This window comes from Gordonia desulfuricans NBRC 100010, from assembly GCF_001485495.1.
Taxonomy (GTDB): Bacteria; Actinomycetota; Actinomycetes; order Mycobacteriales; family Mycobacteriaceae; genus Gordonia; species Gordonia desulfuricans.
Genome location: NZ_BCNF01000093.1, coordinates 1 through 19604, shown reverse-complemented (window position 1 = coordinate 19604; position 19604 = coordinate 1). Strand labels below are relative to the sequence as shown.

General features: G+C 65.8%; 17 protein-coding genes and 3 pseudogenes. 9 read left to right on the top strand and 11 right to left on the bottom strand.

Annotated elements, in window-relative coordinates; genetic code table 11:
* Window positions 1-125: 125 nt before the first annotated feature.
* The 3 genes from GD1_RS15515 to GD1_RS15505 form a co-directional block, all read right to left on the bottom strand.
* Window positions 126-3146 (bottom strand): MMPL/RND family transporter, encoded by a 3021-nt coding sequence (locus GD1_RS15515; protein ID WP_059038047.1) that lies wholly within the window; start codon window positions 3144-3146, stop codon window positions 126-128.
* 91 nt (window positions 3147-3237) lie between these two features.
* A complete protein-coding gene (locus GD1_RS15510; protein ID WP_059038045.1) occupies window positions 3238-3846 on the bottom strand; it encodes a TetR/AcrR family transcriptional regulator in 609 nt (202 codons plus the stop codon).
* 739 nt (window positions 3847-4585) lie between these two features.
* Window positions 4586-4831 (bottom strand): hypothetical protein, encoded by a 246-nt coding sequence (locus GD1_RS15505; RefSeq protein WP_059038043.1) that lies wholly within the window; start codon window positions 4829-4831, stop codon window positions 4586-4588.
* Window positions 4832-4842: 11 nt separating this feature from the next.
* Here GD1_RS15505 and GD1_RS25470 point away from each other — a divergent pair.
* Window positions 4843-5173: pseudogene (locus tag GD1_RS25470) on the top strand (alpha/beta fold hydrolase); the annotation flags it as partial.
* A 132-nt stretch (window positions 5174-5305) separates the two neighbouring features.
* Window positions 5306-6145 carry a hypothetical protein gene (locus GD1_RS15500; RefSeq protein WP_202927141.1) on the top strand — a complete coding sequence of 280 codons (840 nt, stop codon included), beginning with the start codon at window positions 5306-5308 and terminating at the stop codon, window positions 6143-6145.
* An 88-nt stretch (window positions 6146-6233) separates the two neighbouring features.
* Here GD1_RS15500 and GD1_RS15495 read toward each other — a convergent pair whose 3' ends face one another.
* On the bottom strand, window positions 6234-7085 hold the full coding sequence (locus tag GD1_RS15495; protein ID WP_244882775.1) for an EamA family transporter: 852 nt from the start codon (window positions 7083-7085) through the stop codon (window positions 6234-6236).
* A gap of 68 nt (window positions 7086-7153) precedes the next feature.
* On the opposite strand from GD1_RS15495, the gene GD1_RS15490 reads away from it, so the two are divergent.
* Window positions 7154-8014 carry a LysR family transcriptional regulator gene (locus GD1_RS15490; RefSeq protein WP_059038041.1) on the top strand — a complete coding sequence of 287 codons (861 nt, stop codon included), beginning with the start codon at window positions 7154-7156 and terminating at the stop codon, window positions 8012-8014.
* Window positions 8015-8029: 15 nt separating this feature from the next.
* Here the strand turns inward: GD1_RS15490 and GD1_RS15485 are convergent, their stop codons facing one another.
* A complete protein-coding gene (locus tag GD1_RS15485; protein ID WP_059038039.1) occupies window positions 8030-8713 on the bottom strand; it encodes a type 1 glutamine amidotransferase domain-containing protein in 684 nt (227 codons plus the stop codon).
* 159 nt (window positions 8714-8872) lie between these two features.
* Window positions 8873-9463 (bottom strand): TetR/AcrR family transcriptional regulator, encoded by a 591-nt coding sequence (locus GD1_RS15480; RefSeq protein WP_059038038.1) that lies wholly within the window; start codon window positions 9461-9463, stop codon window positions 8873-8875.
* A gap of 299 nt (window positions 9464-9762) precedes the next feature.
* On the opposite strand from GD1_RS15480, the gene GD1_RS15475 reads away from it, so the two are divergent.
* Window positions 9763-10689, top strand: a complete 927-nt coding sequence (locus GD1_RS15475; RefSeq protein WP_059038069.1) for an NAD-dependent epimerase/dehydratase family protein — start codon at window positions 9763-9765, stop codon at window positions 10687-10689.
* A gap of 99 nt (window positions 10690-10788) precedes the next feature.
* On the opposite strand, the gene GD1_RS15470 is transcribed toward GD1_RS15475, so the two are convergent.
* The gene (locus tag GD1_RS15470) at window positions 10789-11310 is read right to left on the bottom strand and encodes a CGNR zinc finger domain-containing protein (RefSeq protein WP_202927140.1); all 522 of its coding nucleotides are present in this window, start codon (window positions 11308-11310) and stop codon (window positions 10789-10791) included.
* A gap of 47 nt (window positions 11311-11357) precedes the next feature.
* Between GD1_RS15470 and GD1_RS15465 the strand changes: the two genes are divergently transcribed.
* Window positions 11358-12287: an AEC family transporter gene (locus GD1_RS15465; protein WP_020791238.1), complete on the top strand. Its 930-nt coding sequence runs from the start codon at window positions 11358-11360 to the stop codon at window positions 12285-12287.
* Between the two features lie 59 nt (window positions 12288-12346).
* Here GD1_RS15465 and GD1_RS15460 read toward each other — a convergent pair whose 3' ends face one another.
* Window positions 12347-13615: a reverse transcriptase family protein gene (locus GD1_RS15460; protein WP_053776044.1), complete on the bottom strand. Its 1269-nt coding sequence runs from the start codon at window positions 13613-13615 to the stop codon at window positions 12347-12349.
* Window positions 13616-13894: 279 nt separating this feature from the next.
* Window positions 13895-14086, bottom strand: a pseudogene (locus tag GD1_RS15455) (helix-turn-helix domain-containing protein); the annotation flags it as partial.
* 530 nt (window positions 14087-14616) lie between these two features.
* Here GD1_RS15455 and GD1_RS15450 point away from each other — a divergent pair.
* From GD1_RS15450 to GD1_RS15440, 3 genes are all read left to right on the top strand, one after another.
* Window positions 14617-15459 carry an MbnB/TglH/ChrH family RiPP precursor modification enzyme gene (locus GD1_RS15450; protein ID WP_053776045.1) on the top strand — a complete coding sequence of 281 codons (843 nt, stop codon included), beginning with the start codon at window positions 14617-14619 and terminating at the stop codon, window positions 15457-15459.
* Window positions 15456-15818, top strand: a complete 363-nt coding sequence (locus GD1_RS15445; RefSeq protein WP_053776042.1) for an SCO6045 C-terminal-like domain-containing protein — start codon at window positions 15456-15458, stop codon at window positions 15816-15818. Before GD1_RS15450 ends, GD1_RS15445 begins: the two co-directional genes overlap by 4 nt.
* Window positions 15819-15961: 143 nt before the next feature.
* Window positions 15962-16729 (top strand): hypothetical protein, encoded by a 768-nt coding sequence (locus GD1_RS15440; protein ID WP_059038034.1) that lies wholly within the window; start codon window positions 15962-15964, stop codon window positions 16727-16729.
* A gap of 21 nt (window positions 16730-16750) precedes the next feature.
* On the opposite strand, the gene scpC is transcribed toward GD1_RS15440, so the two are convergent.
* Together scpC and GD1_RS15430 are read right to left on the bottom strand one after the other, a co-directional pair.
* Window positions 16751-18289, bottom strand: coding sequence for a succinyl-CoA:acetate CoA-transferase ScpC (scpC, locus tag GD1_RS15435; RefSeq protein WP_059038032.1), 1539 nt, complete (start codon window positions 18287-18289; stop codon window positions 16751-16753).
* A gap of 157 nt (window positions 18290-18446) precedes the next feature.
* A complete protein-coding gene (locus tag GD1_RS15430; RefSeq protein WP_059038066.1) occupies window positions 18447-19241 on the bottom strand; it encodes a DUF6319 family protein in 795 nt (264 codons plus the stop codon).
* A gap of 134 nt (window positions 19242-19375) precedes the next feature.
* On the opposite strand from GD1_RS15430, the pseudogene GD1_RS15425 reads away from it, so the two are divergent.
* A pseudogene (locus GD1_RS15425) lies at window positions 19376-19561 on the top strand (TraR/DksA family transcriptional regulator); the annotation flags it as partial.
* Window positions 19562-19604: the final 43 nt, after the last annotated feature.

Here is a 19604-nt window from a genome sequence, read left to right as displayed (position 1 = left end):
AGTCAGGTTTCAGTAGGGGACGTCGGGCCACACCCAGGTCACGGAACCGGGGCATCCACGCCCCCGATTTTTGTCGGTCATCGTCGTGATTCCTCCTGCCCCACGCCGGGGGCGATCAAAACCACTTACACCGAATCAGCGACAGTCCCCGTTTCGGTTTCGTTGTTCGGCCACCAGCTGGTTTTACCCAGTAGTGTCGCGATGGTCGGCACAACGATGGTGCGCACGATGAAGGTGTCTAGCAGAAGTCCGACACCGATGATCAGTCCGACTTGGGTCATGATCGAGATCGAGCCAGCCATGAGGCCGAACATGCTGGCAGCGAAGATGAGGCCGGCCGAGGTAATGACCGATCCGGTGTAGGTAACGGTTCGTAGAACGCCGATTCGTATGTTTTTCTGGGATTCCTCGCGTAGGCGAGAGATGAGCAGCATGTTGTAGTCGGCGCCGACGGCGACGAGGACTATGAAAGCCAATAGCGGCACAGGCCAGGCGATATTGGTCTTGAGGATGTGTTGGAAGATCAGGACACCGATGCCCAGTGCCGCGGTGTAGTTGAGGACGACGGTTCCTAGGAGATACAGCGGTGCGATGAGCGCGCGGAGGAGAAGGATCAGGATCAGGCCGACGATGAGGAGAGTTGCCAGTGCCAGGAGTCGAAAGTCTTCGGCGAGTAAGCGTTTCAGGTCGGCGTTAATGGCAGGGAATCCGGCGATCGCGATGTGGGAGTCCTCCAGGGCGGTGTTTGGCCTGGCGGCGTTCGCAACATCGGTGATGGTGTTGGTCAGTTGTATGGCTTCGGTGCTATAGGGGTCGAAGCTGGTTTGTATCGCGTAGCGAACGGTATGGCCGTCGGGCGAGACGAACTGGCGAGCGACATCGACAAAGCGGCGGTCTGCGCTGGCTTGAGGTGGCAGGTAGAAGCCGGTCGCGGAGTCTGTTCCGGCGGTTTCGCGGGCGGAGGTTTGCAGTTGCGTGGCTAGGGCGGCCATCCCGGCTAGTTGCTGAAGGTTGCTGTCGATCAGCGCGGACACGCCGCCGGCGAGTTGTCGTGATCCTGCGGCGAGCTGACTCACGCCAGTCTGGAGTTCAGTAAGTTTGTCCGGAAGGTCTTGGTTGTTGATGCTACTCAGGGTGGAGTCGAGGGAGTTGACGGTCGCGGCGAGTTGGTCGGTAACCGTCGTTAGGGGCGTGTCTAATTGTGCGAGTTGTGTTGACAGGGTAGTGATCTGGTCGAGCAGTCCATTCCCTATGGTGGCGTTGAGGTCGCGAATCTGTGCGCGCAGGGTTGCGCACTGGGGGATTTGGGCGCACCAGGGTGCTGCGTCGAGGATGGGCAGGATTGAGGTCACTGTTGCCAGGGCCGCGGATGTTTGGCGGGTCAGGGCGGCAAGTTGTGGGGCGTTCTGTGAAGCGCGGTCGATTGCGGGCGCGGACGCGGCGAGCTGACGCAGGAGTGGTTGATACTGCTGGATTTGTTGACCGGCGGCGCTTGCTTGGGTGAGGATATCGGCGAGTGGCGTCAGGTTGAGGCGTAGCTGGGTGTCGAGTTGGGCCAGCCCGTCGGCGAGCTGGTTGGCACCGGAGCGCAACTGCTCGAGGTCGCCTTTTCGTTGCCGGCCGTCTGCGACGGCGCCCGCCACCTGGTCCCCGATCTGACCGTTCTGCCACGACAGCTCAGCCTGTTCGAGTTTGTCGCCGGTGGGACGGGTGACGCCGATGACACGAGTCACCCCGGGAATTTGGGATACCCGCGAAGCCATCTGTTCAAGGTCAGCAAGTCCGCTGGCGGTACGTAGGTCTATCGGCGCATCCACGACAAGAAACTCAGCAACCGTCACGTCTGCGGGGAAATGGCGGTCAAGCATCGCGTATCCCTGGTTGCTGTCGGTCGTGGCGGGTTGGCCCTGGCGGTCGTCATAGGTGATGTGGATACTCATCGCGATCAGGCTCAGCACAATCAGCCCCACCATCGCTATGGCAAAAAGGGGGACTGGGCGGCGGACGACAAGCACCGCCACGCGATTCCAGTACTTGCGTGTGAGGTCTCGCCGGGGGCTGCCCCAACCGAAGCGGGCTGCCTGCAGCAGCACCGGCGGCAGCAAGGTGACAGTGGCGAGGAACCCGATGAGAATCGCGATCGCGCAGGCCGGGCCCAAGGTGGAAAAGACGCTCAGTTCGCCGAACACCATGGCCAGGAATGCCAGTGCCACCGTCGCCGCCGAGGCCAAGATGACCCGTCCGATCGTCGCTGTAGCGTATACAAGAGCATCCGCGGTAGGCGCGCCTTGGCGCAACCGCTCGTGATAGCGGCTGACGAAAAAGACTGAGTAGTCCACCCCTGCCCCGAGCAGAATGACCGTCATGAACGCGACGGTGAACTGCGACACTGGCATTCCGAGTTCGCCTAGTGCGGACAAGACACCGCGGCCCACCCCAAGGCTGACCCCAATCACCAGCAACGGCACCAGTGCTGTGAACAGCGATCGATACACCACCAGCAAGATCAGGGCGATCAGCGCGACTGTGGCCAAAGTGATCACGACCAGGTCTCTTTCGGCACTCACGATCTGGTCACTGAAGGTGGCTGCCGGTCCGGTGACATGGATAGCGGTTCCAGTATCTTCAAACACCCGGCGTGCGGTCTCGCGGACGGTTTCCACCGCATGAGTCGCCGCCGGACCGCCCAGTGTCCCCGAGACCCCGACGGGCAAATACCAGGCCTTGCCATCCTCACTCAACGCCTGACGGGCAGTAATCGGATCCGACAGCAAGTCACGAACCGACTGCACATCGTCAAAATTTTCACGGAGCTGTACGACCAACGCGTCGTATCGCTCTCGCGTGACCTCGGTAAACCCATTCGGGTTCTCCATGGTCACGAAGACAGTGGTCTTGGCGCCCTTCTCCCCGAAAGCGCCACCCATTTGATCAAGTGCTTGAAAGGACGGAACCCCTGCAGGGATCGGATCTACCGATTGCTGCCGCACCACCGTCTCCAACTGAGGAAACAGCACCGCCAACACCACCCCGACAGCTATCCACACCCCGATGACCAGAGACTTGTGCGTCAAAGTGAACCGCGCGACCCGTCCCAACGTGGAGCTGTACTCGCTGCGCTTGCCATCGGGACTATGGACCACCATTCGCGGGTACCTCTCCTACTCATCTGGCCCACATCGGAACCACCGGTATCGCTACGCTACAAGTTGTAGCGTAGCAATGAAAGGGGGGAGGCTAAGTAGGCAGGCGCCGCCTGTGCGCCGCAAGAAAGTCATCGACGAGGCGCTCGAGATCAGCGACATTCATCGCGCGAATCCCGGTAAGCTTGGCGAATACCAGAGGGCCTACCAGCTGAGTGATCGCCATGGTCAAGTCCGGATCGTCGAGCTCAGCGACGGCCGCGCTACTTGTCAACACTCGATCGAAGGGTTCTCGGTACTGGTCGACAACTCGCATCCGCAACGGCGCCAGTGTGTTTGGTTCTTCGCCATGTTGCTTGGGAACCATTGCCAACCATGCCAGTGTGGTCAACTGCAACGGAGCTTGTTCGATGAGGGCGGCCTGCCGTTGCATCAATTTGACCAGGTCATCGCGAATCGACTGCGAGGTTTCAGGTTTGTCCACCTGAGGTAACAGCCGCTCGAAGGTCGCTGTCACCAGGTCAGTGGTGCTCTCAAAATGTCGATACAGCGTGGTGCGGGCTACGTGAGATAGCCGGGTTACAGCCCCCACGGTGACCGCTTCGACCCCACCGCTGCTGAGCAGGGTCGCGGCAGCATCCAACAGCCGCGCCCGCGAGCGAACCCACCTCGGGTCCAGATCATCACTATCGGCGATCGCCATCCTTTGCCCACTTCCTGCTCCAGACCAACATGAAAAGTACTCCAGGTTTAGTTCCGACTTCTATAGGATGAACCGCCCCGGGTTTGTAGGCTCTTCCTGATTGACGGTGCGTGGAACAGGTTCTTGCGACCACAAGATGTAGGGGTGAGCAAGATCGCGGGGTTGTCCATGGCCATGAGAAAGTCCCCACATGCATCTGATGCAATATGCAGTGTTTTACTTAACATAATGTATCTTATCGGCACGCAACGCACCTAGTGATATCGACTCGAAGCGTGCTGAGGCTGGTTGGCGGTCGTCTCCAGCCAGACCGGCCTGTGATCGACGACGGCCGCAAATGTTCGCCGAGATTGGTGGATCTCCGCAAAGCCGATCGCGACTTCCGTTCTGTAATGGGACATGTTCTGTCCCTGGGCTGGCGGGCATCGTTGTGTGGTTCGGCTGCGAGACTTGCCTAGTTGCGGATGGCTCTCTATCTCGCAAGATCGCTACGCGTCCTCTTGATCGCTTCTCTCGCGTCGGGGTTTCAGTGTGCCAAAACGTCACAGTGACGTATTGCTACCCAGCCGCCCCGGCGGTGGTGTCGAATCCGGTTTAGGCCATTCCAGCGATTGGCTATGTTCCCGGGTACGCAACGGTTGTGTCGAGTCCGGTGATACAGGCGAGCGCCCCGGCGCCTCTATCGCGTCCCGACCCCAGGCTGATGGGTCGCTGCGTTGTGCAGCAACGATCCCCGTCGTCACCTCAACGATGGCTCGGACGTGACGCCGAGTATCGAGTCAAGGAGTGCGATCTGGACTCGATCAGTCGATTCGCCCGCACCGAGTACGGCTGTCACCTGGAGCCCGACCATCATCGTCATCAGCGACCCCACCCCGATGTCGAGATCTGTTTCGGGTAGCTCGCCGGCAGTAATGGCATCCCTCCAGTACGTGGTGAGTCCGGCCTTCCATTCGGCGATAGCGTTGTTGTTGACCGCTGTCATGATCGGATCCGCCGATCGTGCTCGACGGCCTCAGTGCCGGCGGCATGCTCACCTATCACGTGGCAGCCAAGGCGTCCAAGGGCACGCTGCGCGCCATCGTCGGCATGACCTGCCCCCGCCGTCGAGCCTGGGGAATTCGACGCCTGCCCGATCCTGCTCACCCAACCCGCCGAAGATCGGTGGTCCCCGCTGGAGCTGAGCAAGCCTGTGCTGTCGAGGATCTCACGCGGGCCGGTGACCACCGTCATGCTCGACAACGGCGGCCACTACCCCATCGAAGAACCCGGACTACAGCAGATGCAGGACGCGATAGCGGAGTTCGTCACCGAGGTGACCCGGTAGTCCCACCCGCTATAGGTCAGATCGCCACCACACCTGCGTGATTGGCTGTGGACAGGGCCGGGTGAGGTCTGTACCCTCGTCGGCGGTGCATCGGAACCCGACGCCTTCGCGCGCCGGTCTGTCGAACTTCCGATGAGTGAGTTGACCTTCAGTTCTTCCCCGAGCTCCCCGCAAATCGGCGTCTACATCGACGCCTTCGAGTACGGCTGCTGCCGAAAGCCCCCGCGTATCGGTGACACGGTACGCGGACGGCTCACAGCGCATCCGTCGCCGACCGGTCCTGAGAGCGGCACCCGCTGGGATCGCGAATGCGACGTCGTCGGCGTGGGTGAGGCCTTCGCCCGATGGGATCCCGGCCACGGCGATCCATGCGGACAGCCGATGCTACTGACGTTGTCCTGGCATGAGAATGCTCCCGGCGGAGTGGAGGCGACCGGTGTCGTCGCAACGGTCGAACAGCTGTATTACGAGGCCTCCCCCGCTCCCGGGCAATCGCCTCGCGAGCTCCGCCGGTCGGTGGACGCCGCCGACAGGTTCGCCACCGATATCGTGGCCGACGATGGAGCGGAGTTCGGCGCCGGTGGGGTCTACGTCGTCCTCGACGACCTCGAACTGACCGCACCGACGCCCGCGGATGCGGCGAACGCCAGAGCTGCCGCCGACCGCGGACGTCGCACACTCACGATCGTCGGTCCCGCACCATGTTTCGGGCCAACCGTACCGGCGGAGGGCGGACGTGTCCGAGTCGATCTCGATGATCCCCGGCTCAACATCTCAGGGGTCCTGGCCGACGTGGGTGGCGTGGTCGCCGGCACCGCCGGGCAGGTGGGCCGCGTCGAGTCCGCAGGCCTGTTCGGGATCATCGTCCCGGTTCCGATTCGGCCAGGCGATCTTCCCCTCGACGCGACTGCGGAGTTGCTCGTCGTGATGGTCGTCGACCCCGGACACGAGCAGGCCGCTCGGCTCGGGTGACCTGCCGGTCACCGTCCTCGGGAAGGCCTGCCCGACAACGAAACACGACGGGACACCAGCAGTGAGACCATCATGTTGCTTGCCACGATCAGGCCGATACCCACCCATTCGTCGAGGCGAGGGATTGTCCGAGCATCAGCCATCCCGCGAGGGCGGCCCAGACCGGGCTGATGCTCGAGAAGGTCCCGAACATCGCCGCCGGAACACGACGCAGTGCCACCACATCCGAGATGTAGGGGACGAGGGACGACAGTAGTCCGCAAGCGATGGCAAGGACCATCGCGGCCGTCGTCGGCGGGTGGATGACAAACCAGATCGCGGCCACCGGGAGCCAGAGTCCGCCTGTCACCGCACTCGCGACGGCCGTGCCCTGTAGGCCCGGGATCTGTTGGCCGACACTGCGGTTCAACAGGATATAGGCGGCCCATGATGCGGCGGCAGCCAGCGCGAACGCAACGCCGAGGACGTCGGTGGTCGGCCCGGGATCGGTGAGCACGACGACACCGGCGGCGGCGACGATCGCACACCCGATGTCGAGGACGCGGCCGGAGGCGACGATCGCGACGGTCAGCGGCCCCAGGAACTCCAACGTGACCGCCAGGCCCAACCCGATTCGTTCGATGGCCAGGTACAGGCCGAGATTCATGACACTGAACACCACGGTGAGCCCGAGGGCCGGCAGCCACTGCCCGCGGCTCAGGCCCCGGAAGTCCGGACGAACAGCCGGCAACAACACGGCCGCGGTGACGCACTGTCGAACGGCCACCACACCGACCGGACCGATCGTCGGGAAGGCCATGGCGCCCAGCGCTGCACCGACCTGATTCGACGCCGAACTGCCGAGCATCATCGCGATACCCTCGGCCCGCTGCCGCGGGCCGGCGGTCTCCGCCGAGTGCGTCGGCCTCGATGGGTGCGTGGCGGTGTGCTGACTGGTCACGGACTCACGGTAGGTGCTGGTCGGCGATTCGAGTAGTGCATGAATCGGAGGTGCCATACGGTTTGGTTATGGATGTCACCCTGCGGGAATTACGGGTCTTCGTCATGTGCGCCGAGCTGGGTTCGTTCACCGATGCGGCTGCGGAACTGCACATCTCGCAGGCCGCGGTCTCGCGCACGATCGCCTCGGCGGAGCGTGTGATCGGCGATCGGCTGCTCCGTCGCGTACCGCGCGGGTGTGAACTGACCAGCGCCGGACTCGAGGTCCTCCCCCATGCGCGTCGCCTGCTCGCCGAGGCGGAACGGTTCGAGCAGTTCCTGCAGACCCGGCACGGACAACTACGGCTCGGATACGCGTGGGCCGCACTCGGGCGTCACACCGCTCCCCTGCAGCGGCAATGGGCCCGAGACCACGAGGCGATCCAGCTCGAACTCGCGCGACACAACTCCCCCACGGCGGGCCTGGCCGAGGGGCTGTGCGACGTGGCGATCGTGCGCCGCACGGTGGACGTGCGCCGCTTCGATTCGGTGGTCGTCGGTCTCGAACAACGCTTCGTCGCATACGCCTCCGACGACCCCCGATGGGCCAGGCGCCGCCAGGTCACGATGGCCGAGATCGCCGAACGCACCGTGGTGATCGACCCTCGTTCGGGAACCACCGGTGAGGAGCTGTGGCGTGGTTTCGAGCACCCGCCCGAGTTCATCGAGACCACCGACGTCGACAGCTGGCTCGACGCCATCGCGGCAGGACGCGGCGTCGGGAGCACGGCCGCGGCGACCGCCGACCATCATGTCCGCCCCGGAATCGTCTATCGACCCGTCAAGGACGGGCCGCGCATCCCGGTGCACCTGGTCTGGTGGCGGGATGCGCGACCGAACGGGCTCACCGAACTCGTGGATGCCGTCACGCGGCTCTACGCGGTTCGGTGATGGCCCTGGTGATGGTCAGAGAAGCGCGGCGACCTTCTCTGCGGTCTCCTTGGCCGAGCCCGGGTTCTGTCCGGTGACCAGATTGCCGTCGACGACCGTGTAGGAGACGAACGGCAGTCGTGCCTTCTCGTAGAGGGCGCCGCGTTCTTTCGCGAGTTGCTCGGCGTTGTACGGGACGAGTGAGTTCACCCGTGCGAGAACCTCTTCCTGCCAGGCGAACCCGGTCATCTTCTTTCCCGCGATCAGATAGGAACCGTCGGAGAGACGGGTGTTGAGCAACCCGCAGTAGCCGTGGCAGACCGAGGCGACGACACCGCCGCGCTCATAGATCTCGCGTGTGATCCCTTGCAGTCCGGGGTTGTCGAGGAAGTCGTACATCACCGCGTGGCCGCCGGTGAAGAAGATGGCGTCGTAGTCGGCGGGGTCGACGTCGGCTGGAGCCCGGGTGCCTTCCAGCAGCGACATCCTGGCCGGGTCGGCGCGCCACGCCTTGGCGGTCTTGTCGTAGTTGGGGAACTTCAGCGAACGCGGTTCCAGTGGGACGGCGCCGCCGTCCGGGCTAACGAGGGTCTGCTCGAAACCGCTGTCCTCGAAGATCTTCCACGCGTGGGTGAGTTCGGACAGCCACAGTCCGGTGCGGTGTTCGGGGTCGTCGTAGTGTCCGACGTTGGTGACGACGTCGAGGATGCGGGTGGGCATGGTCGGCCTCCTTCTCGATGGACGGTGCGGCCTCGGTGGTATCGCGGTGTCCCGGCACGCGCGGACGAGTCGAGCGCACATCCATGTGAGCACTGCTTACATGGAGGCTAGCGGTGATGGCCGAAGGCGTCAATGATGCTGTTGGCGTCGCGGGCGCGATCAGCTATGGGTCGAGGCCGCCCCGGCTTCGAGGACGGCGATGAACGAGGATCGGACCTGCGCGACGACGCTGCCGATCGAGGGGCTGGTCAGTTTTCGGTCCAGGTAGAGGTAGGCCATGCCGTGCACCAGGCCCCACCCGCCGAGTGCGAGATCCATCGGGTCGGAGTCGGGAAACACCCTGGTGATGGCGGTCGCCAGCAACTCGTGCACCTCGGCGGCGGCACGCACGCGCTCCTCGCTCTCGTGGTCGCACTCGTTACCGAACATCAGGCGGAACAGCGCCGGTCGGCGCAGTGCGAACTCCACGTATGCCCCGCCGAGGTCGGCGAGTTCCTCGACGGTGCCGGGGAGTTCACGTTCCCGGGTCAGGCCGGCCCTGAGGTCGCGGAGTCCCTGGGCGGCCAACGCGGACTCCAGTGCATCACGATCGGGGAAGTGCCGGTACGGCGCGGTCGCGGAGACCCCGGCCTCGCGGGCGACGGCGCGGATGGAGAACGACTCGCCGCGCTCGAGCATGGCCATTGCCGACTCCAGCAGCGCCGCACGGAGATCGCCGTGGTGATAGGTCTTCTTGGTGTCGGCCGCCATTGTCGAACCTCCTTCGTCCGCCCGTCGTGTTCGTCCGCCCATTGTGCTCGATTGTCGACGCGGCTCCGCCGAGGGGCCGGTCATGTGCGGTCCGGATGACTGCCATGGGTCGATGCGTGGCGGTGTTGACGCTACCCACCTTCGGCCGTAACCTGATGTGAGCGATGTAAACATTCATGGGTGCCCGCGCCGCCATGGTCGACGAACGGACCGAATCGCGACGCCGTCGAGCCGATCTCGGTGGCCAATCGATCCTGATCCCGGTTGAGGCGCCCGACGATCCCCGAGTTGAGGAACAGATGCAGACCGTTCTGGGCGCCAATGGGCAGATCGCCGAAGTGCTGACCGACTACCTGTACGAGAACATTACCGACGAGATCCGTCTGGTCAGCCGGAATCCGGTGCGCAGGCATGACACCGATCAGCTCCTTGCTGCCGACCTCACCGACCCGGACGCCGCTTCCCGCGCCGTCCAGGGCAGTGACATCGCCTACCTGACCGTCGGCCTGCCGATGGACTCGACACGGTGGGAACGGCAGTTCCCGGCCATCATGGCCAACACGATCGCCGCATGCCGGGAACACGGCACCAAGCTGGTCTTCTTCGACAACACCTACATGTATCCGCGTACCTCGACCCCGCAGACCGAGGACACCGAGTTCCGGCCGGCCGGCCGCAAGTCGGTTGTCCGCGCCACGATCGCGACCATGCTGCTCGACGAGATGCGCACCGGTGCCGTCGACGCCGTGATCTGTCGCGCGCCAGAGTTCTACGGGCCGGGAAAAACCAAGAGCCTCACCAATTCTGCGGTCTTCGACCGGATTCGGCAGGGTCGGCGGGCCATGATCCCGGTCAGCGCGCACACCCGACGCAGCCTGATCTGGACACCCGATGCCGCCCGCGCGATGGGCCTGATCGGAAACACGCCCGACGCCTACGGCCAGACCTGGCATCTTCCGGTCGACCCCGCGCGGCCGAGCTACGCGGACATGATCTCGGTGGCCCGCGAGATCACCGGCCACCGCATCCGCCATGCGACGATCCCCGCGGTCGCCTTCACCATCGGCAGCCTGTTCGACAAGTCTGCGAAAGAGGTATCCGAACTGATACCGCGATACGGTGTCGACAACATCTTCGACTCCACCAAGTTCGCTGCGCGTTTCCCCGACTTCCCCATCACGCCATACCGGCAGGGAATTGGTGAAATCCTCGGCGGGAGACCATGATCGAGATGGCGCTCCACGGCATCGTGGATGACAGTGGCGGGCAGGGCTGATCCGCCGGGTCCCGCAGTCCCGCAGTCTCGCGCAATGGCTTGGTGCCTTTCACTCATTACCGCGCTCGGCCGCCGCCCTTGCTCGATGACGCTGTACCGCGTCGGTGTTGCCGCAGCGGGTACAGCAATAGGCGCGGCGACCGTTGCGGCTGGTGTCGACGAACACCTGTCGGCATCCCATGCGCGCACATCGTCCGAGTCGCCGGCCGTCGGCCTCGACGGTGAAGATCGCCAGGCCGCCGGCGGTGACCGCCATGATCCGGCTCACCACGTCGTCCTCGTCCGGCGTGAAATGCAGATGCGGCCGTAGCCCATCATGTGTCGTGAGATACATGCTGGCGACGCCGTCGACGAGGAGTGCGTTGATGGCCTCGCATCGGCGCTTCTCGGTCGCCGCGGTGAACACCGTGCGCAGTCGGGTGGTCCATCGGCGCAGTTCGATCAACGTCCGGTCGTCCAGGTCGGGCCACCGGATCGAGTGCTCGGCGAACACCTCGCCGACGGCCACGATCGTCCAGCGATCGTCGGCCAGGAGGTTGACGAGGTCGGCCGCCAGTATCGCGCCCGTCATGTTGTCATGGTTGAACTGCACTGACCCATTGCATCACAGTCGTGGGAATGCAGCTCGTGACCACCGCGATCATCCCGATCGTGCTCATCCTCGCCCTCGGCGCCGTACTCAAACGTCGCTTCGTCACCGACGACCGCTTCTGGCGGGGCACCGAGTGGATGAGCTATCACGTGTTCACCCCGGCGCTGTTCGTCGAATCGATCGCCCAGACCCCGCTCACCGAGATCTCCCTCGTCCCGATGGTCGTGAGCCTCGCGGTCCCGGTCCTCACGTTCGCCGTGCTGTTGGTGGCCCTGCGCCGGCCCATGCGCGCCGACGGTCCGCAACTGACGTCACTGGTCCAGGGCAGCGTCCGGATCAACACCTACATCGGGCTCGTGTTCGCCTCAGCCCTGCACGGCGCCAACGGGATCGCCGCCTTCGCGCTTGCCGCGGCCATCATGGTGCCGCTGGTCAACATCGTCTCGGTGACCACCTTGTCGATCTACGGTCAGGCCCTCGGCGAGGGTGCCGGAGGACCGCGCGCCATCGTGCGCCAGCTGGTGACCAACCCGCTCATCCAGGGATGTGTGGCCGGGCTCGCCCTCAATCTCGGCGGTATCGGTCTGCCCGCCGTCGTCGCGGCGCCGATCGAGATGCTCGCCCAACCCGCACTGGTCACCGGGACCCTGGTCGCCGGCGCGGCCATCACCGTGCGCATCGGCCTGCGCGACAGCATCGACATCGTGCTGACCGCCGCGCTCAAACTGGTCGCACTCCCCCTGGCGGGCGCGGCCATCGCCTCGGCATTCGGGGTGACCGCGACCGCCCTCGCGGCGATCGTGATCATCTGCGCGGTCCCCACCGCGCCATCGGCGTACATCCTGGCCCGACGCATGGGTGGTGATGCCCGCCTGATGGCCTCGATCACCGGAGCCCAGACGGTCCTCTCGGTCGCGACCCTCCCCCTCGTCCTGCACCTGACCGCAGTCAGCTAGGTCCGGAAGTCGGAGGTGGGAACCGGTGAGGACCGCTCCGCCGAGGTGGTCGGTGATCGTCACGAATCCCAGTCGACCCGGGCCGCCATCTCCAGCAAGCGATCCCGGCGGAGCGTTCCCGTCGACCCGATCCAGGCGATCAGACCGTACACATGTGCCCGGAAGTCGGGATGGGCGTCCCGGTTCTGGGCTTGTGCGCCATCGCGGATCGCATTGTGCAACAACGCCCGAAGGTTGTCGTAGTCGGCCCGGGCGACCTGTGGACGGTCGTTGACGACCAGTCCCGCCAGGCGCTGCTGCTGGTGGCGGTGCATGATCCGGACCTTGCCGGGGTGGACGAGGAATCCCTCGTCGCCGACCACCTGGAGCACCACCCACAGCGCGCGGTCGGCGTCGAAGTCGTCCCCCGACAACGCGAGATCGTCGCCATAGCGGGTGTAGCGCAGTCCGTTGTGCCTGGCGTAGCCGTCCAGGCGGCGGTCCAGTGAGCGCATCACCAGGTTCGCCAGATGCGGCGACGTCGGCGCCCCCTGGGGTAGATGCCGGTACCGCAGCAGCGAGGCATGGGTGTGGTCGATGTCGGTCAGCTCGTCGACAGGCGTTGCGGTGGTGCAGATCTCGGCAAGAAGACGTGCGATGGCGGGCGGGTAGCCGACATCTGCGAAGACACGTCGGACGCGTGCGGTGGTCACGGTCTCGAAGCAATGCCGCAGATCCACGCGCAGTACCGACGGCCGATCGGTGTGGGGCCAGGCGAAGGCCGCGGTCGAACCACCCGGGACGAAGCCGCGAGCAGCGGGATGCGCCGGAATGCGTTCCACGAGCCGACGCAGCAGGCGACGCTGGGTCTCTCGCATCCGAGGTTTCGGAGCCTCGATGACGCGCACCCCGTCACGTTTGGCACGCCGCCAGATCCGATAGTGCCGCAGCGGCGGTCGAGCGGTCCGCAGCCATCCCCCACGATCGGCGAACCATTCGAGTTCCGGGACGGTGAAGTCGAGCCAGTACGCGAACTGCTCGACGTCGTGGAGATCCGGCAGGCCCGCCGGGAGGCCGTCTGCTCGGACCGGCTCCGTCAGGTCCCACGTGCGCGTGACGGGCGTCGGCAGCGTCCACGGTTGCAGTGCCGCGACGAAGGCCGCCGCCGGGTGACGGGGTTCGTGCGGGGTCCGCTCGAAGAGCCGGTTGCCGGCCTCGGCCGCCACGTCGTACGGGAGGACCGCGATCACGGCGCGTACGATCTCCGACCTCGTCCACGCGGTGAGGATCCGGGAGAACTCGGCGGCGGCCGCCGCGACCTCGCCGGCCGGAAGGGACGGCTCACTCATCGGCACCACCGGGTACCGGCACGGTCGTGGGGAGGCGATGGGCGACGGGTGCAGTGACCCAGAACGCAGTGCCGCGGCGCCGGGTCGCACGCGGAGCGTGCCGTGTGGCGCCGGACGCAGGAACCAACTGTGACATGTACCCAGGGGTTTCCCCTGAGACGGATCGAACCGATCCCCTCTCACCTCGCCCGCCGCCCATCGGGTCGATCCTGCCAGAATCCGTTGGTGCCACAACACACCCGATGTCACGGTGTGCCGTGACCGGCTTGTTCGGGTTCTTCACGACCTCGCATGAAGCCACGCCGCCACCTGGGTGCGGGAGCCCACACCGAGCTTGTTGAGGATGCGTTCGACGTGCCCGTCGACGGTACGGCGGGAGACCACCAGCTGGTCGGCGATGGCGCGGTTGCTGAGCCCCTGGGCGATCAGATCGGCGACCTCACGTTCCCTTTTGGTGAGGGGGTTGGTGTCATCGGATGCGGTGGTCCGGTGGGCTTCGGCGGCGCGCTCGGCCTCGCGGGCCGAATTCGGTGAGGGATTCCAGAAGTGATCCATGTCCGCGGCACTGATCTCGGGCCCTCGCCATCGCCGCCGGGCTGTTCGGGCCTCTCGCACTGACCCATCTGGCGCCGGGTGTCGCGGCCGCGTCGTACGCCGCGGACATCTCCTCCGGTGGTGGCGACGGTGGCGGAGACGGCTCGGGATTCTCCTGTGGCGGCTGCGGGGGCGGCAGCGGCTGTGGTGGCGGCGGAGGCTGCGGTGGGGGTGGCGGTGGAGGCGGCTGCGGAGGCTGTGGTGGCGGCGGAGGGGGTGGCGGCTGTGGTGGATGAGTACCGCAGTGGATGAGTACCGCGGCGGATGGGCAGGGTCGTTCGACGAGAAGGCACCCGAACGGTCCTGCACCACAACGGCCCTGCACCACAACGGCCCTCTACTGGACCACGACACCGCGCCGACGACAAGTCGGAGAAGCAGACGAGACCCGCGAAGGGGTGAACATCATGAACACGACACCATTGATCACCGGGATCGGCGTGGGATGGCGGCCGGAGATCGCCGCCGTCCATGCCGGCCTCCCCGGACTCGGCTTCGTCGAGGTCATCGCCGAGAGCGTTCCGCACTTCCCCACCGAGGCGATCAGCGATCTGGGGGTTCCGGTGATCCCCCACGGGATCGGATTGTCGCTCGGCGGTGCCGAACCGGTGACACCCGAGCGGATCCGGGTACTCGCCGACGCCGCGGAACAGTTCGGGTCACCAGTGGTGAGCGAGCACATCGCGTTCGTCCGGGCCGGCGGTGTGGAGGCCGGTCACCTACTCCCCGTCCCGCGCACCCGCGAGTCCCTCGACGTACTCACCGAGAACATCCGACGCACTCAGGACGGCATACCGGTTCCGCTGGCGGTGGAGAACATCGCGACCCTCTTCGACTGGCCCGACGACGAGTACTCCGATGCCGAGTTCCTCACCGAACTGGTGGAACGCACCGGCGTGTATCTCCTCGTCGACGTCGCCAATGTGTATGCGTGTGCGCGCAACCGAGGACTCGACCCGGTCGTCGAACTGGATCGCCTGCCGACCGATCGCATCGCGTACAGCCATGTGGCAGGCGGTGAATCGGATGGACACGTCTACCACGACACCCATACCGCGCCGGTTCCGCCGGAGGTCCTCGAACTCGTCGCCCGTCTGTCCGGCACCGGGCGGGTCCCGGCGTTCATGCTCGAACGCGACGGACGCTACCCGCCGGCGCGCGAGTTGCTCACCGAACTCGACAGCATCGCCGATGCGGCGGGGATGGACCGGATCACGACCGGCAGCAGGTGGTGGGAGGACGCATCATGAGCGAACAGCTCGTCGCCGCGCGGATGTCGTTGGCGCAACGTCAAGAAGAGTTGGTCCGGGCGTTGGTCGCCGGTGGCGCCGCCCCTGCGGGTTTCGACGTCGACCGGCTCCGGATCGCCGAAGACGCCTTGTTGCGCAAGCGGGCCGGAGAGGTGGCACGGCACATGCCCCTGGCGCGAGCCCAGCTCGGCGATGCGTTCGTCGAAGCCTTCATGGCCTGGGCCCGGGGACGTCAACGGGGTGGGTCGGTGGCTGACGCCGAGGCGTTCACCGTCCATCTCGTCTCATCCGGGGTGTGGTCGCCGCCCGCCGATCGTCGACGATGGTGGAACCGGAGGCGATCTCGTTCACGCGGTTGAGGTTTCGTATCCCTGCTCGGTACGACCGGACGCACCGTCGCCATCCGGGTGTGTCGGCCGATCGGACGATTCTGGACGCGGGCGACCGCTGAGACGCGAGTCGACGACTCACCCGATGGGACGTTCGAATAGCATTCGGCGACATGCCGAGTCCACGATCCCGCCGCACCGTCCACGCCCACACCGGTTGGGGCCGTACGGCCGTGATCGTGGCCATCCTGGTCACCGCGGTCGGCGCGCTGGTCGGCTGTACGGTGAGCACCGGCGGCACCCCGACCGTCCAGTCCCGGGCCGGAGTATCCGCCGCGGTGCCCGGTGATTCGTCCTCTGCGTCCCACGATTCGGCCTCGACCTCCGGGCCCGCACTGGTGAACGTGGTGGCCGCCGACCGCTCCGGGAACCCGATCAACGGTTTCGTCGTCGGGCAGACCGGAGCGTCGTGGAGTTCGAGCACCATCGAGTACTGCACCAATGCGCTCGGCGCCGCCACCACAGGGGTGTACCGATGCGGCACCGCCGCCGACGGCGCGAATGCCTGCTGGCCGGGAACCGGCAGGCTGCTGTGCACCTTCGCCCCGTGGGCCACACAGCTCGCCGAATACCGATACTCCGGATCCCTGCCGGTGCTGGATGCGCCGCGACCGGATTCCTTCCCGTGGGCACTGGAACTCGCCAACGGCAGGCGCTGCGTGGCACGCAGCGGTGGTGCATGGCCCATGCCGCCCGCCGGTTTCGAGTTCGGCTACAGCTGTCAGGCCGGGTCGTCCACCAGCGGCTTCGTGTTCTATCGGGCTGGCTCATCCGAGCTATACGAGAAGTCGGACACCCGGTGGACGGTGTACTTCGGTGACGGCGAATCGATGCCGGCACCCGTGGAGGTCACCACCGCCTACCGTCCGGCCGCGCAGTGACGTCGCCGGTGTCTGCGACGGTCAGCGCATCGATCCGGTCTCGAGATAGCGCTGGTGGAAGCCGAACGCCTCGCCGAGAAGGTGCGGTGTCTGGCCGGCACCGGGCTGTGCCTCGGCCCGCTTGAAGTAGTCGTGCAGCATCGGCCGGTACTCGGGGTGCGCGCAGTTCTCGATGATCAGATGCGCCCGTCGACGGGGTGACAGACCGCGCAGATCCGCCAGACCGTGTTCGGTGACGATGACCTGGGTGTCGTGTTCGGTGTGGTCGACGTGCGGCACCATCGGCACGATCGCCGAGATCGTGCCGCCTCGCGCGGTGGACGGGCTCAAGAACATCGACACATATCCGTTGCGCGCGAAGTCACCCGAACCGCCGATGCCGTTCATGATCTTGGTGCCCATGACGTGCGTCGAGTTCACGTTTCCGTAGATATCGGCCTCGAGCATGCCGTTCATCGCGATCACGCCCAACCGACGGACGATCTCGGGGTGGTTGCTGATCTCTTGCGGGCGCAGGATGATGTGCTCGCGATAGAAGTCGATGTTCGCCGTCAGCTCTTCGATCCCCTCCTCGCTGAGCGCGAGGGCGGTGGCCGATGCATGTGCCACGGTCCCGTCCTTGACCAGGCGCAGCATGCTGTCCTGGATGACTTCCGAATAGCAGGTCAGACCTTTGTAACCACCGCGGTCGAGTCCGCCGAGCACCGCATTGGCGACATTGCCGATCCCCGCCTGCAGCGGTAGCAGACTGTCGGCAGGCAGCCGCCCGGCACGCACCTCATGGGCGAAGAAGTCCAGCACATGGCCGGCGATCGCCTGGCTCACGCCGTCGGAGGGGGTCAGCGGGTTGGCGCCGTCACGACCGTGGGTCTCCACCACCGCGATGACTTTGGCCGGATCGACCCGGAACGTCGGCTGACCGATGCGGTCCTCGACCCGCGTCAGCTGGATCGGTGTGCGGTTGGGTGGCAGTGCGGTGCCGTAGTACACATCGTGCATACCCTCCATCTCCGCGGGCACCCACGAGTTGACCTCGAGGATGACCTTGTCGGCGACGTCCAGCCAGGTCTTGTTGTTGCCGATCGACGACGACGGGATCAGTTCGCCGTCCTCGGTGATCCCGGCGATCTCGACGACGGCGACGTCGACCTTGCCGTAGTAGCCCTCCCACACCTGCTGGGCGACATGCGACAGATGGATGTCGACGTAGTCCATCCGGCCGTCGTTGATCTTCTTCCGGGCCGTCGACTCGGCCTGATACGGCATGCGCAAGGCGATACCGTCGACCTCGGTGAGCAGCTTCTCGGTCTGGGAGGTCACCGAGGCCCCGGTCAGCAGGTTGATCGTGAAGTTCGAGCCCGTCGCCCGGGTCTCCCGGATCCGCTCGGCCAGCGCCGGGACGACCGCCTTGGGCGTGCCCGCACCACCGAAACCGCTGATCGCGACCGTGTCGGCGGGGTGGATGAAGCCCACCGCCTCCTCCGCGGACATCACTTTTGTCGCGAACGCTGCGCTACGAATCCGTCCTGACGCCTGAGACCGGGATGATGAGGAGATCACGCCTCAGGATAGACACACCCGACTTTGCGCACTGTCGGGTGATGGGCGCTTCAGTGCCGATGAGGTGTGGTGTAAAACCGACCGTCCGCTGGTCGTCGGCGGACGTACGGCGACGTGTGAGTGTTGACCACCCAGCGGTGATGCGGAGGTGATCCGGTCAGTGGCCCTCGTCGTTGCCGTCGAGCTGGGCCAGTGCCGCGCGTGCGGTCTCGAGTTCGAGACTGAGTTCGTCGATCCGCTTCTGGGCGGCTTCTCTCGCGGCGGCGATCACACCGTCGACGGCGTCGATGGCGACGTCGTCGCCGAGTTCACGCATCGCCCGTGCCACCCGGTCTGCCGACACCTCGGTGGACTTGTGCTTCTTGCTGCCGGTGGACACCACGACCGTCCACGGCCCCTCCCCGCTCGCCGTCACTGTGACACTGACCGAGGCCTTCGAGGACTTGGCCGATCGGGTGGCTCGCACCGGCGTCGGCTTGGGTGTGGCCGGCTGCGCCCGAAGCTGTCCGATGTGGTCCTCGGCCGGCGATTTCGGCACCGGCGCAGGGGTTTTCGAGGGCGTGACGGCCTTGGGCGCCGCAGCGCCCTTCGGTCGGTTTGCGGTCGCCGTCTGGGGTGCGGGTGCGGCAGTTCGCGGTTGCGACGGGCCCGATGTGACCGGCGCGGCGGCGGGTCGCCGTCGGGTTGCCGCGGGCGTCGTGGCCGAGACGCGGGTGCGCTGCAGCTCGTTGGCCTCGAACGGGAGTTGATCGTCGACGCCCTTGGGGCTCACCGTCACCGTCGAGCCGTCGACGGACACCACCCGCGCCGACGCCCCCGCCTCGAGGCCGAGCGAGGGCACCGGATCGGCGAGATACACCGTCACGCGCTTGCCTGCGGTCACTCCGGCGGCCAGCGTCTCCAGGTCTTCTGGGGTCAGTCCACTGCTCTTGCGTGCGCTCACGATGACCATGTTCGCACACGCGTGCGACATAGAGCGTCAGGACCCGTGGTCGTCGGATCTCGTGGGTTGCACGGCGTACAAAGGGACAGACAAGCACAGGGAATGATGAGCGGGCAACGATGAGCGAACACGACGGGCGGGCGGCCCTGATCGAGCGGTCCCGCGTCCGTCTGGAGGAGATCGACGCCGCCCTCGACCGTGTCGGTGCGGGCTCCTACGGCCGCTGTGAGGCCTGCGGCTCGGCGATCGGCCCCGACCGCCTCGAGGTGCTCCCGGCCGCACGCCAGTGCGTCGACTGTGCGATGCGACGACCCTCGAAGCGGTGGTGATCGCCGCCGAGGTGGTCACGTTGGTGAGGTCGGCCGGCGGAGG

What these genes read in the sequence shown, in the direction of transcription:
- GD1_RS15515 (WP_059038047.1), bottom strand. Translation starts at nt 3,146, where the DNA reads ATGGTGGTCCATAGTCCCGATGGCAAGCGCAGCGAGTACAGCTCCACG.
- GD1_RS15510 (WP_059038045.1), bottom strand. Translation starts at nt 3,846, where the DNA reads ATGGCGATCGCCGATAGTGATGATCTGGACCCGAGGTGGGTTCGCTCG.
- GD1_RS15505 (WP_059038043.1), bottom strand. Translation starts at nt 4,831, where the DNA reads ATGACAGCGGTCAACAACAACGCTATCGCCGAATGGAAGGCCGGACTC.
- GD1_RS15500 (WP_202927141.1), top strand. Translation starts at nt 5,306, where the DNA reads ATGAGTGAGTTGACCTTCAGTTCTTCCCCGAGCTCCCCGCAAATCGGC.
- GD1_RS15490 (WP_059038041.1), top strand. Translation starts at nt 7,154, where the DNA reads ATGGATGTCACCCTGCGGGAATTACGGGTCTTCGTCATGTGCGCCGAG.
- GD1_RS15485 (WP_059038039.1), bottom strand. Translation starts at nt 8,713, where the DNA reads ATGCCCACCCGCATCCTCGACGTCGTCACCAACGTCGGACACTACGAC.
- GD1_RS15480 (WP_059038038.1), bottom strand. Translation starts at nt 9,463, where the DNA reads ATGGCGGCCGACACCAAGAAGACCTATCACCACGGCGATCTCCGTGCG.
- GD1_RS15475 (WP_059038069.1), top strand. Translation starts at nt 9,763, where the DNA reads ATGCAGACCGTTCTGGGCGCCAATGGGCAGATCGCCGAAGTGCTGACC.
- GD1_RS15470 (WP_202927140.1), bottom strand. Translation starts at nt 11,310, where the DNA reads ATGACGGGCGCGATACTGGCGGCCGACCTCGTCAACCTCCTGGCCGAC.
- GD1_RS15465 (WP_020791238.1), top strand. Translation starts at nt 11,358, where the DNA reads ATGCAGCTCGTGACCACCGCGATCATCCCGATCGTGCTCATCCTCGCC.
- GD1_RS15460 (WP_053776044.1), bottom strand. Translation starts at nt 13,615, where the DNA reads ATGAGTGAGCCGTCCCTTCCGGCCGGCGAGGTCGCGGCGGCCGCCGCC.
- GD1_RS15450 (WP_053776045.1), top strand. Translation starts at nt 14,617, where the DNA reads ATGAACACGACACCATTGATCACCGGGATCGGCGTGGGATGGCGGCCG.
- GD1_RS15445 (WP_053776042.1), top strand. Translation starts at nt 15,456, where the DNA reads ATGAGCGAACAGCTCGTCGCCGCGCGGATGTCGTTGGCGCAACGTCAA.
- GD1_RS15440 (WP_059038034.1), top strand. Translation starts at nt 15,962, where the DNA reads ATGCCGAGTCCACGATCCCGCCGCACCGTCCACGCCCACACCGGTTGG.
- GD1_RS15430 (WP_059038066.1), bottom strand. Translation starts at nt 19,241, where the DNA reads ATGGTCATCGTGAGCGCACGCAAGAGCAGTGGACTGACCCCAGAAGAC.